The sequence below is a fragment of the Alteromonas sp. G5_S2_22_S1 genome (assembly GCF_054968525.1).
On the sequence record NZ_JBQKUJ010000002.1, the window covers coordinates 33,276 to 46,214 of the forward strand.

At 46.5% G+C, this 12,939-nt stretch carries 7 protein-coding genes; 3 read left to right on the forward strand and 4 right to left on the reverse strand.

What is annotated here, in order from left to right; genetic code table 11:
* Nucleotides 1-75: 75 nt before the first annotated feature.
* The gene (locus ACTRWF_RS02410; protein ID WP_278383326.1) at nucleotides 76-1,791 is read right to left on the reverse strand and encodes a TIGR03545 family protein; all 1,716 of its coding nucleotides are present in this window, start codon (nucleotides 1,789-1,791) and stop codon (nucleotides 76-78) included.
* Between the two features lie 414 nt (nucleotides 1,792-2,205).
* Nucleotides 2,206-3,828 (reverse strand): methyl-accepting chemotaxis protein, encoded by a 1,623-nt coding sequence (locus ACTRWF_RS02415; protein ID WP_278383327.1) that lies wholly within the window; start codon nucleotides 3,826-3,828, stop codon nucleotides 2,206-2,208.
* A 490-nt stretch (nucleotides 3,829-4,318) separates the two neighbouring features.
* On the opposite strand from ACTRWF_RS02415, the gene putA reads away from it, so the two are divergent.
* Nucleotides 4,319-8,116: a bifunctional proline dehydrogenase/L-glutamate gamma-semialdehyde dehydrogenase PutA gene (gene putA, locus ACTRWF_RS02420; RefSeq protein ID WP_462835089.1), complete on the forward strand. Its 3,798-nt coding sequence runs from the start codon at nucleotides 4,319-4,321 to the stop codon at nucleotides 8,114-8,116.
* Nucleotides 8,117-8,675: 559 nt separating this feature from the next.
* Here the strand turns inward: putA and ACTRWF_RS02425 are convergent.
* On the reverse strand, nucleotides 8,676-9,278 hold the full coding sequence (locus tag ACTRWF_RS02425; protein WP_231125126.1) for a TIGR04211 family SH3 domain-containing protein: 603 nt from the start codon (nucleotides 9,276-9,278) through the stop codon (nucleotides 8,676-8,678).
* Nucleotides 9,279-9,450: 172 nt separating this feature from the next.
* On the opposite strand from ACTRWF_RS02425, the gene ACTRWF_RS02430 reads away from it, so the two are divergent.
* Together ACTRWF_RS02430 and ACTRWF_RS02435 are read left to right on the forward strand one after the other, a co-directional pair.
* The gene (locus tag ACTRWF_RS02430; protein WP_020744882.1) at nucleotides 9,451-10,956 is read left to right on the forward strand and encodes a CYTH domain-containing protein; all 1,506 of its coding nucleotides are present in this window, start codon (nucleotides 9,451-9,453) and stop codon (nucleotides 10,954-10,956) included.
* Nucleotides 10,957-11,016: 60 nt separating this feature from the next.
* Nucleotides 11,017-12,099 carry a helix-turn-helix domain-containing protein gene (locus tag ACTRWF_RS02435; RefSeq protein ID WP_278383330.1) on the forward strand — a complete coding sequence of 361 codons (1,083 nt, stop codon included), beginning with the start codon at nucleotides 11,017-11,019 and terminating at the stop codon, nucleotides 12,097-12,099.
* Nucleotides 12,100-12,191: 92 nt separating this feature from the next.
* Here the strand turns inward: ACTRWF_RS02435 and mutH are convergent, their stop codons facing one another.
* Nucleotides 12,192-12,869 (reverse strand): DNA mismatch repair endonuclease MutH, encoded by a 678-nt coding sequence (mutH, locus tag ACTRWF_RS02440; RefSeq protein ID WP_012517189.1) that lies wholly within the window; start codon nucleotides 12,867-12,869, stop codon nucleotides 12,192-12,194.
* Nucleotides 12,870-12,939: the final 70 nt, after the last annotated feature.

Below are 12,939 nucleotides of genomic sequence, written 5' to 3' on the forward strand. Positions count from 1 at the left end.
GCGGAAAAAAGCAGAGGCAATAGGCCTCTGCGTGTAGGCTATTATGCCGCGAAGCGGCGTCGAGTCAAAGGCGCTTTACTCACCTTGACCCAATTTACCTTTCAATTTGTCGAATAGCTTATTTTTTTGCTGTTCAACAACGTTATTTAGCTGGGCTTGAAGAAGCTCTTGCAGCGCGGCACTGTCGCCTTGCGCAGCGCTAAGCATGCTGTTTACATCAACTAATTCGCCTGACAATAGCGACTGCTCGCTACTTATCATGCTATTTAGCTTTGTATTAAGCTCATCAAGTTTATCTTGCTGACTTGCGGTAAGCTGAGATAGTGCAGCCTTTGCCAACTTATTATCAAGATCAGATTTGATATTGAAGTCTGGGTTAGAAAGTGTGCCATCTAGCAGCATGGTCATATTTAAACTCGTCAACGTTTGTAGCGCTTGAGCAATTGCGCTAGTGATATCGCTGGTGCCAGTCGCTTCCATAACAAGCTGCTGTAAATCTACTTCACCGGTACCAGTGAGTAGATTATCAGTGACCTTCATTGAACCGTTGGTTTTCATTAAGGCCGACTTAAGCACTGCGTTTAACGTGTCGTTGCCGCTAAAGGAAACATCAGACATATTTACACCGGCCAGTTCCCATACTTGGCTAGCATCAACACCATCACCATCAATCCAGAATTCGCCACTTGACGTGAACGATTTTAATACATCGCCTGCGGCTTCAATGGTAAATGTAGTAGGGTTACCAAAGACTTCGTGAACATTGGTGATATTGTTCCATTTACTGGTAATCGATTCGTTTTGCCATAGCACAGAAACGTTCGCCTCTCTCACTAAGATAGACGGTACTTCAGCTGGGGCTTCACTTTTTTCTTCCCCTTGAATTAAGGGCATCACAATCTGCATCGCAGACATTAGGTACTCTGTATACTCAGCTGCTTTGTCACCAAAAACAAAATAGGTTACTTGTGAAAGAGCGGCTTGATCGCCAGCTATCACGCCTTTAAGTAACGCATAATCTTCTTGAGGTGCCTGTTTAAGGGCTTCAACGCTATTACTCAGCGCTTCTTTCGCATCGCTTGCTTTGGCTGTAAAATCAGTGATAAGAGCGCGATCAGCCTGCATTTCTTCTTTTAATTTATCAAATGCTGACTTTGCCTGTACCAAGGCTTGAGGGTCTTTGTAATTGGTGTCTTTAAGTTCTGCGACTTGTGTTTTGTAATACGCAATGCGCTCTTTGTTAGGCAATGATTGATAATCTTCTTTCAGACCTTTGCCATAAGTTTCGTATGCAGATTTAGCATTTTCTATAGCAGCCGTCGTTTTCAACGGGTTACGAGCAAGCAATTCGTCAACGGTTGGAACCGCTTCTTGAGCTTTAGCTTTAATTTCGTTAAATGATAGCGAGCGTTCAGGTACACGATACACTTCACCTTCAGAAGGGCGCTCAGTATCGAACTGAACTTCTAATAAATTAAGATTATTTACAATAACTTGGTCGTCAAGAAGAGGCTTCAATGCCACATCTGCGTTGGCTTCACCCACAAAGACTTGGTTGTGAGAAGGTTTAGTGGGGTTGGTTAGCGCTATACCTTTAAGCGTCACCGTCGTTGGGTAAAGGGAATGATCGAAGTCATCTATATTAACTTCAGCGCCATACGATTCGCCAAGTTTTGACTCTAAGATTGACTTGATAATGGTATTGGCGAACAGCACGTACACCAAAAACAGCAATACAAAAAAACCGACAACCCACAATAAAATAGGCTTACCCTTTGAACCACTACTCATTTTCAACTCCTTGATTTTAAGCGCATCTAACGGTTATTGCGCTTCATTCTTCTCTACGTGTGATTGTGGTAAAAAATTACACGTAAGCATGCGAAAGACAGCCACTGTTGGTATTAGTTCAGTGTAATGCAGTCCGCTGTAATCTTCCATACGAAGAAAGTATACAGGGCGATTAGCGGGCCGTCTTTGGCTTATTTCATTGATCACCATACTGCGTTTACTTTTCAAACAAACGGTGAGTGCCGGCGTTGGCTAGTGTTAAATAAAAACGCCTACAACGTAGGCGTTCAGTATAGGGAGGGAGGCGAAAGGCTCTGGACATTGCCAGAGCTTATTCGCTGGTATCATCGCTAATGAATAAGCGGTGTGTAACGAAAGCGCCAGGCTTAATTTGACCGACGCCTCGCAATGAATTTACAGTTTAAATCGATTAGCTATTTCCATAATGGCTAAACAGCTACTGCGCAACGCTTGGCTAGCCGCTGCTAGCTCATCAGCCGTACGAAGGCTGCTATCCGCTGCACCTGACAGCGCATTAATTCTCATGTTGGCTTCGGTCGCCGCTTCCGCTTGCTGCTCAGTCGCTCTTGCTATTTCACTGCTTTTGTCTGCGATTTCTGTCATTAGACGGTCGGCTTCTTGTAGGTTTTGGTTTGCTTGTATGGCGTTATCTACGGTTTTAGACGACGCAGCTTGACTCACTTTTACTGCATCCACGGCATTTTTCGCATTGCTCTGCAGTTTCTCAATCATGGCCTGTATTTCATCGGTACTTTGTCCCGTTCTGCTTGCTAGCGTTCGCACTTCATCGGCAACGACTGCGAAACCTCGGCCTTGCTCCCCGGCCCGCGCAGCTTCAATGGCGGCATTAAGTGCAAGCAAGTTGGTTTGTTCTGCAATACCGCGGATAACGTCAAGTACAGCGCCAATACTGTCTGTCTGTGCGGCAAGCTCGGTCACCACGTTACTCACACTTTCAATATCAGATGTTAATGAGCGAATATCTTGAACTGTACTATCTACCACAGACGTACCGTGCTGCACGTTACTTCTTGCACTACTGGTGCCTTTTTCAGCAGAGTCAGCGTTATTGCTTACCTCGTTAATTTGCGTGGTCATTTCTTCCATCGCTGCGGCAACTTGAAGCATGTTCTCATTTTGCGTTTGCGCTTGCGCGTTACTGTTTTTACTGGAAGTTTCTACCAGCTCAGCCTGTTGGGTAAGGGAATTAATATTTTCCCGAATACCCAATAAAGATTGACGCATCTTCTCGGTGTACTCGTTGAAATAGCGCGCCAAGCGCGTCACTTCATCTTGCCCTGTTTCCGGTAATGAGCGGGTAAGATCGCCCTCACCTTGGGAAATATCTTTCATGCGCTCACTGACTTCCTGAACCGGCTTAACGATACTGCCGCCAATTACGTAGATAAGCAGAATGACTAAAACTACGCTTACCACGCAAAACACCACGATAACATTGCGCAGGTGGGCATATTCTTCTTCAAGATTGGTAAGGTAAATACCTGAGCCTACTGTCCACCCCCATGGTTTAAATGCTTTTACATAAGAAATCTTATCGGTTGGGGCTTCTTCGCCAGGAAGAGGCCAAACATAGTCGACAAAGCCTTCTCCTTTAGCTTTTACTTTTTGCGCCATTTCAATAAAAAACGCTTTGCCATTACCATCTTTAAAGGTTCTAAGGTCTTTGCCATCAAGAGCAGGCTTCATCGGATGCATTACCATGGAAGGGGTTTCATCCTGAATCCAAAAATAGTTGTTGCCGTCGTATCTAAGCGCTTTAACCGCCTCAAGTGCTAACTGTTTGGCCGTAGCTTCGTCTACATCCTCGCGCTTAGCAAAACTCCCTAATAAGGTATGCACAACTTCAACAAGGTGCTGATTTTCATCGTAAGACTTTTGTTTTAATGCCTCGTAGTGCCTGTTCAAAACAAGTGCAGTAAGCAAGACAAATAGCAGGGTAATAAGAGCAGCTATAATGCCCAAACGTTGAATCAAACTAAATTTTCTTAACCACATAAGACAAACCTATTTTTGGATTTTTTGTTTTTTGTAAGTGTAGACGTTATTCTCACTTCTACTCATTGTATTGATTTAAAATTGAGCAAAAAAGAATCATTGTTGGCATGGCCGCTTATAGCGCCAAGCAGCTTGTCACTTAAACTTTATCGGCAATCTTGTTGTTGACTTAATGTCTTTAAAATTAAGTTCAAAAATGAAGGGGATATACAGCGTGATAAATGTCATCTAACGCAGTGAATATGTAGCTTGACACGGTATCTGAAAAACTTTTTGTGTGGGGGCTTGGCAGGGCTTTTTTGTGTGCTAACATCCGCGCAAATTTGGCGCTGTCGTGATCTTCATTCAAAAGTATAAAGTTTAAAGAAAAACGACACGTTAAAGCACGGTTTCGACTTTGCTTGTTTTTTTGGCCGCTTCCATGTAACCGTGAGCAGAAGTACACGGCGGGAACGCTTTTTGTTACAGCTATTTCTATGAAAGGGTTGCAATGCTCATAAACGATACACTTCATACTACTTCACCGCTACGCCAGCGTATAAGAGACTACTATCGCATTAGCGAGTCTGTGGCTGTAGACCAAATTCTTCCCATTGCCGAGGTAAACCCTCGTGCACGAAGCCGTGCGTGGGAACGTGCACGTAAGATGGTGCTTCAAATTCGCCGTGAACAAGAAGGCCACGGTGGCGTAGATGCGTTATTAAACGAATACTCGCTATCTACTGCAGAAGGCGTAGTGTTGATGTGTTTGGCTGAAGCCTTACTGCGTGTACCAGATCGCGCGACACAAGATGAACTCATCCGAGACAAACTTTCAAAAGGGCAGTGGACACCACATTTGGGGAATTCTGACTCTCTGTTTGTGAACGCGTCAGCATGGGGCCTGTTGTTCACTGGCAACATGGTCAATTATGCCGACAAGCGTAAAAAAGAGCAGTTTGGCTTATTGAAGCAAACGATTGGCCGTTTAGGTGAGCCTGTTATTCGCCGAGCAATGAATATTGCAATGCGCGTTATGGGCCGTCAATTCGTCATGGGTGAAACTATCGAGGATGCGGTAGACCGCGCCAAAGAGAAAGAAACGAAAGGTTATGTGTACTCTTACGATATGCTAGGTGAAGGCGCGCGTACCATGCGTGATGCTGACCGCTATTATGACGCATACGTAAAGGCTATCAAGGTTATCGGTAAAGCGGCAAATGGCCGTGGTCCGAAACGCTCTCCGGGTATTTCCGTTAAGCTTTCTGCTATTCATCCGCGCTTTGAATTCTCTCATCGCGAGCGTGCCATGGTCGACATTCCACCGCGCTTAAAAGCCCTTTGTATGATGGCAAAAGAGTATGATATCGGCCTAACAGTAGATGCTGAAGAAGCCGACCGCTTAGAGCTTTCTTTAGACATTATTGAAGCGGTGTTCCGCGATGACGATCTCAACGGCTGGACTGGCTTTGGTTTGGCGGTGCAAGCTTATCAAAAGCGCGCAATTCACGTTATCGAACATTTACGTGACCTAACGTTAGAAGTGGGCCGACCATTGATGGTGCGCTTAGTTAAGGGTGCATATTGGGATACCGAAATTAAGCTTACCCAGCAGTCGGGTCTTGAAGAGTTTCCTGTATTTACCCGTAAGTCGTCAACAGATGTGTCGTATCACGCCTGTGCGAATCGCTTGCTTGAGTACCGCGATACTATCTATCCGCAGTTTGCTACGCACAACGCCTACACCGCTTCTGTTATCGTAGAGCTTGCTGGCGACGATAAAGAGGGGTTTGAATTTCAATGCCTGCACGGCATGGGCGATACCCTCTACGATCAAGTCGTGACAGAAGATAAGATTCAGTGCCGTGTTTATGCGCCGGTGGGAGAGCATGAAGACTTATTGGCTTATCTTGTTCGTCGTCTTCTTGAAAATGGAGCGAACTCGTCGTTTGTAAACGCTATTGTTGATGATGAAAAGCCTGTTGAGTCACTACTTGAAGACCCAGTAGAGAAAACGCAGCGCCTCAAAGTTCGCTACAATAAGCTTATTAAAACTCCTCGTGGTTTATACGCGCCAGAGCGTGATAACTCACGTGGTTTAGACCTTACTGACACCAACGCGGTTACTGCACTTAAGCATGAACTAGAGCGTTGGCAGGATTACTACAAAGTCACCGATGAGGTGCCGGAAGGGGCAACACCTGTACTTAGCCCAACCGACCATACTGACATTGTTGGCTATCATTACTACGCTACGCCAGACGATATGCGTAAGGCGCTAGACGACACAGATGCAGGTTTTGAAGCATGGTCGAAGCGAGACGTCAGCGAAAGGGCAGAAATTCTTAATCGTACGGCAGATGCGCTCGAGCGTCACATGGCCGAGCTTATTGCTATTTGTATGCGTGAAGCGGGTAAAGTAGCGCAAGATAGCATCGACGAAGTCCGTGAAGCGGTAGATTTTTGTCGTTATTATGCAGTACGCGCCGAAGAGCTTGCTGAAGATCAGCGTTTACTTCCCCGTGGTGTGGTGCTGTGTATTAGCCCTTGGAACTTCCCACTGGCAATTTTCCTGGGACAAGTTGCCGCCGCGCTTGTTACGGGTAACACGGTAGTGGCTAAGCCAGCGGAACAAACCAGTATCGTTGCGCAGCGCGCAGTCGATATTATGCACTCGGTAGGTTTACCCGAAGATGCATTGAAGCTGATTGTATCGCCAGGTAAAGAAGTCGGTGAAACGTTGCTGCCTGATGAGCGTATTAAAGCCGTCATGTTCACGGGCTCAACGCAAACCGGTACGCTAATTTCGCAAGTATTGGCAGAGCGAGGTGGTGAGCAGGTACCGCTTATTGCAGAAACCGGCGGTCAAAACTGTATGATTGTAGACTCAACGGCCTTGCCAGAGCAGGTGGTTGACGATGTAATCCATTCTGGGTTCCAAAGTGCGGGCCAGCGATGTTCAGCACTGCGCGTGTTGTTTGTTCAAGACGACATTGCCGATGAACTAACCGAAATGTTAATCGGCGCACTTAAAGAGCTAACGGTGGGAGACCCCACGCAGCTAGCTACCGACGTCGGCCCGGTTATTGACGAAAAAGCACTGAAAAGCCTGACAGACCACCAAGACTATATGGAAGGTAAAGGTAAGTTGCTCTATCGCAGTGAAATGTCAAAAGGGTTTGAAAACGGTACGTTCTTCGCGCCTACGCTTTATGAAATTGAAAATATCGATGTTCTTGAGCGAGAAGTATTTGGACCGGTTGTTCATATTGTTCGCTTTAAGGCAAAAGAGCTCGATAACGTGCTTGAGCAAATCAATGGTACAGGTTACGGCCTAACGATGGGGATTCACTCGCGCATTGAAGAGCGTGCTAACGAGTTAGCAGCGAAGAGTCGTGCGGGCAACGTTTATATCAACCGCAACATGATTGGGGCAATTGTTGGCGTTCAGCCCTTTGGTGGGCGTGGTCTTTCTGGTACTGGTCCTAAAGCCGGTGGTCCAAATTACCTGCCTCGTCTAATGATGGAACGCGCCACACCCAAGCCGTCTCATATCGATGATGTAGATAGTACCGATGCAGCGCTTATCGGGGATGAGAAAATTGCCGAGCGTGCCCACGTAATGATGGACAAGGCTAAAGCCGTTGAAATCCAATGGCGTCACACGCCTATCAACGATCGCATCTCAATGGTACGCCAGCTACTAGCAAAAATTGCCAAGGTAGATATTGTCGATGACTTGGCCGACGACTTGAACCGCACGTTGGCAACGGCCCGTCAGCAATTAACCAGTGTAGAGCGTAAATTGGCCAAGCCTCAGACTTTGCCTGGCCCAACGGGTGAATCCAACAAGCTTTACTTAGAGCCGCGCGGTATCCTGGTATGTTTCGCCGATAAAGAAGTAACGTTTGAATACTGGTTGCTGTCTATTGTCACTGCGCTTTCTACCGGTAACCCCGTAGTGTCAGTCGTCTCTGAAATCTTCTATGAAGAAGCTGTAGAAATTCAGAACAAGTTTGAGTCAACGGGTGCCCCGAAGGGATTATTCCAAGTCGCTCGTCTTGCGCATTTAGATACGCTATTAATGGATGAAGACTTATCAGGTGTGGTTGTTGACTCAAGTACTGAGCGTACGGCGCGTATCACGGCAATGCTGTCATCGCGCGAAGGGGCTATCTTGCCGGTTATTACCGCCGAGTATAACGATAACCTTATTCAACGCTTGATGACTGAGAAAACCATCAGTATCGATACTACGGCATCCGGTGGCAACACCTCATTGATGACCTTAGTAGAAGATGATGAATAAGCGATAATCCTTATCATGTAAATTCATAAGTAAGGGCCGGCGATTATGCTGGCCCTTTTCTTTAGCGCACTTTACGTATTCTTTACGCCTACTTTTCCCACCTTAACCCCGTCTTAACCCTGCTTTTGGGACACTAGCTGCCAATAGTTAACTGAAATCACACGTTCGGTGCATCATTCGCTCTTTTCATGTTTTAGTAAACAGAAGGTAGGGATGCGCCGTGCGTCAAGTTATAGGCACACCTAATGCGCAATTCGCTTAACCGAGAGCGAAATTTTGTTAACCATGCTCGTCATGAATTAAGAACGCCTATTGCCGTCACTCGAAGCAGTTCAGCTTTGCTTCATCGGGTTATAGATAGTGAAAATAAAAAAGTGAATAACCTTGTCTCGCGTAGACCATGGCCGCTCTAACAGAGACCCTTTTGTGGCTGGGGCGCGATGAAAATGCCTCGTTGCCCGAATCGAGAGTGGATGTGACAGCAATTACTCACACCCTAAACAACAACGCCGATGATTGTCATCGGCGTTGTTGTGTTGTTTCTTAAAAGCATTAACGCTTACATCCATTCACTGCTTCGGCGCTTGCGCTTTGGCAGATAGGTTAGCATTACGCCTAGCAAAATACCGATGCCAGCCACTAGTCCGCCGCGGGTAAACCACATTACTAGCTCATCTTTATTCGCGCTTTCAACCTTCGCCGTTAAACGAATAATTTGCGAGGCTTGCTCGTCATTCGTTGTGGTAAGTTTCGATACTTGCTGACGAGCATCGTTTAACTGCTGACGGAGCTTTGCGTTGTCAGACTGTAAGGTCTGCAGACTGTTCTGGCTCTCTGCCAGTTTCTCGCTGATGATAGGAAGCTGCTCTGCCTGTGACATAGTATTCGACACAAATTTACTTTCTACCCAGCCTTTACGACCTTCCGGATCGGTAATCTGTGTGAACTCGGCATCGTTATCTCTGGCAAGTACCGTAATGGGGGTACCCGCTTCAATTGACCCTAAAATACGGTAATTACGGCCAGGCCCAGTATGCACGAAGATAAATAAGTCATCTCGAATGTAATGTGAAGAAGACGCTTCTAAATCAGCGATATCTTGTAGCGAAAATGCTTGAAAAGAGCACGCAATAAGGGCTGCTGCTAACCACTTTCGAATCATATGAAGTCCAATTTTAGAATTTAAAACGTGAAGATGGTATTGGTTGACCGCGATAAAGGCAAGTTTGTTCCACTTTTGTCTAAATTTAGCACCTAAGAAAGGTGTTGTAGCATTGCGAAAACTAAGTGACAAAGGTAAGGTGTCAGCATCATCAGCTGTGCTTAGCGCAACCATGTCAGAAATAGAATTAAAATTTGTTACAGGTGACGACGCGCACCAAGCGTTTACGCAACGGGTCCTTCCTCTTTTTGAAAAACACCGTATCCAAGTTAACTCGCATCGCGAAATGCGCTTGGAAAACGACTATTACGATACCGAAAAGCTCGATTTTCAAAATCAAAAAATGGGCTTTAGAGTGCGTGGGAATAATGGTGAGTACGAACAAACCCTAAAAACGAACGGCGTGGTTAGCGGCGGCCTGCACAAACGTATGGAATATAATGTCAGCCTTGAAAAATCACAGCCCGACCTTGCCCTGTTTGATGAAAGCGTATGGCCACAAGGCTGGGATGTATCGGCTAAAAACGCAAGTCTCTCAAAGCAGTTTAGCACCCACTTTACGCGCAATGCTTATGTAGTTGCACTTGATGACAGCGAGGTTGAAATCGTGCTGGATTGCGGCAAAGCCAGCACTGAAAAAGCCAGCTCACCTATCAATGAAATTGAACTAGAGCTAATGTCGGGTGATATTAATACCCTGTTTACTCTAGCGGTATTGATAAATGACAACATGCCGGTAAGGCTGAGCGATGTGTCGAAAGCGGCCCAGGGTTATCAACTGCTGCATGGCTTTAATGCGAAAATTCGCCACTTCCCTGATTTTCTCGCGCTAGAAGATACCACCACGACAGAAGAAGCATTTAGCCGAGCGGTGCAAACTGCGCTTGCACATTGGCAGCACCACGAGCACGTATTCTGTGAAAGCGGGTCGATAAAAATGCTCGCGGAAGTCGCCAAAAGTGTACGTCTGTTGCTGCAAAGCGTTTCACTGTATCTTCCTGTCCTTCAATGCCCCGAATTATTGGCACTGCACAAAAAACTCGTCGCTCATGCGCAGAAATGGGGATGGCAGGACGACCTTCAAAGCCTGCGTTACTTGCTGTCTAAAAAGAGCATGTTTAGTAAAACACTAAGTAAGCACCCCGCGGTGGTAAGTTATTTACAAGGCAGACAAACGGGGCTTATGCAGGCCCACGAACCTGAAAAGCTGTTTTTCGATAACGACGCTACCGACATTAAGCTGCATGCAATTAGCCTTATTCAAAACAAACCTTGGCAGAAAGAAGCGACAGGCTATGACCACCCCGTGCTCGACCACGCTAAAGGTTGGCTTTCACAAGGTTGGCAGACGGTACAGCAGAGCATGCCGTTAAGTAAAACCATGGGGCCAGTGAATTATAGTGCGGTGGAAATCATGTTGCGCCAAACCTTGTGGAGCGGCTTCTTACTTGGTGACTTGTTTGTTGAAGAACGCGGCAATTTCCGCGCGCCCTGGCTCGATTTGCTAACCGGCATTGATGAGCTTAACGCACTTTTGATGCTTAAGCAGTCGATAGATGATGCCGAGGTAGACTCGCATGACGAGGTTCGTAAATGGACCGCAGAAAAGCTCAGCACGCTAATACGTATTATGGAACGTACACGCACCGTCGCTATGCAACGTGATGTTTACTGGTAGTCAATTTTTACCAGGTGAGGGCTGTGTTAGTACGTTGTTTCTCAAGGATGGAGGGCGCTGATGACCTCAGCTATCTTTAGTTATTGCCTTTACGCACTATTGGGTGTGTATGCCGTAGGGTTTGTGCGTCTGTTCGTGCAAAAAGTTAATTTAAGCAGTACGTGTTGGCTTATTGGCGCTTTTGTGTGCTGGCCACTTTTCATGTTAGACGAATGGCTCCGTCTCGCTCATGCTACTGATCTAGCGGTTATTTACGGGCTGTCAGACGTTTTTGCTGTTTTAGCCATTACCTGCTGTTACCGTGCGATAAAGCCAATGTTACTGGCCTACCCAACGGCAAGAAAACGTCTGTGGTGGCCTGTTGTGGTCACTGCACTTTTTCAATGCACCGTATTGCTGATCCCCGTAGAGGATAAACAGCAGTGGCTGTTGTCGTCACCTCACGGCGAGCCCTTTGTTTTGTGGCCAGCGTATATCGCCTCACTGCTTACAGGGTTTAGCGTACTGTTAATTGGTATTCTTATTACCGAACATATTCAAATGTATCACAGGCACCTTCCTGAGCAGGCAGTAGATATTAAAAATTTAAAAATGCCAAAGCTAGCTGGGGTGATGGGCAGCTTGGTCGGTGTCGCGTTTATGAGTATTTTACTAGTAACGGCGGCGACCTTTGGTTTTTTTCCCGTTCCGTTTTGGGAAAGCTTTCATCACCTAATGTTAGGTACTGCAATATTAATCGTGTTGTTTTCATTAACCTTTATTCGCCGTACGTCGCCATCCCCCCTTGATTACGAGCGCCTAGATGAAGGTAAAGCGACGCCCTATGAAATTAGCAGTATTATTTCAAAAGCCGAGCGCTATACGTTGGAATCGAAAGCGTATAAAACCCGCTTTCTTACGCTGAGCGCGTTTTGCAAAGGGGCTGATATCGACCCTACGTCGTTAGCCCTGGCTCTACAGCTTTCAGAGAGAAAGAACTTTAGGCGGTTTATTTTTCATTATCGTCTTGAGTATGCGAAAAATGTGCTGCTGCGCAGTGATGCTAAACTTGAAGCGGTGGCAAAACGTATAGGAGTGAATTCAGAAAAGTTCTTAAGCGAGTATCTGGTCAAGCACTTACACACTCGCTCTCAAAAGAAGTAGAGCGACAACCGTGTTGAGTGCACCAACAGGTTTATCCTCCAATAGATGGCATTAGTTGCTGCATGCTTTGCTTAGTCGCTACGCGGGCTTTTTTATCCGCCAAAGGCATTCATTAAAATCTGTTGCGTAAAGGTTTTACGCAAATAGAACCCTCGCGGGCGGGTTTTAATGCGCTGCCCTTCTGGCCCTAATGCATCGGTCAGCACTTTTCCGTTAGCCGCTTTTGGACGTATGTGAAGGGCTTCACCTTGCCGGGAAGTGATTGACTCGACTTGCCCGGTTGCAATGTACTCAACCAGTTCCTCCCAGTCATGCCTGAGTAGGGCGTCTTCGTGTTCATTAGGGCGCCAATAAAAACCCGTCGCCACACGCCGCTCGGCAAGAGGGATAGCTCTGTCACCTTCAATGGGCAACCACAGCACCTGCTGAAGCTTATTGCGAACGTTTGAGGTTTCCCATGTGATACCTGGCGACATCAACAGTGGCGCAAAGCATACATAGGTGGTTTCTAAGGGCGAGAAGTTAGCGTCGATAGGAATAGTTTTAAGCTCGATACCGAGCTCTGGAAAATCCTGCTGTGGCTTTGAACCTGCGCTAGCCCCTAACCACTTCTCAATTAGCATGCCTGGCCACCCTTTGTGGCGCTGCAGGTTTGCCGGTATAGCAACATGGGCCATTTCAGCTAATTCTCCAAGCGTCAGCCCGGCAATCGCGTGACAACGCTTTAAAAGACTATCTGGCGAAGAGGGGGGAGAGGCTGGTGGTTGCATAAATGACGTTAATTTCCTGTTTGAAAAGCAAGAGCGAACATTAAGACTATGATTGGAGCATAGTTTGTGG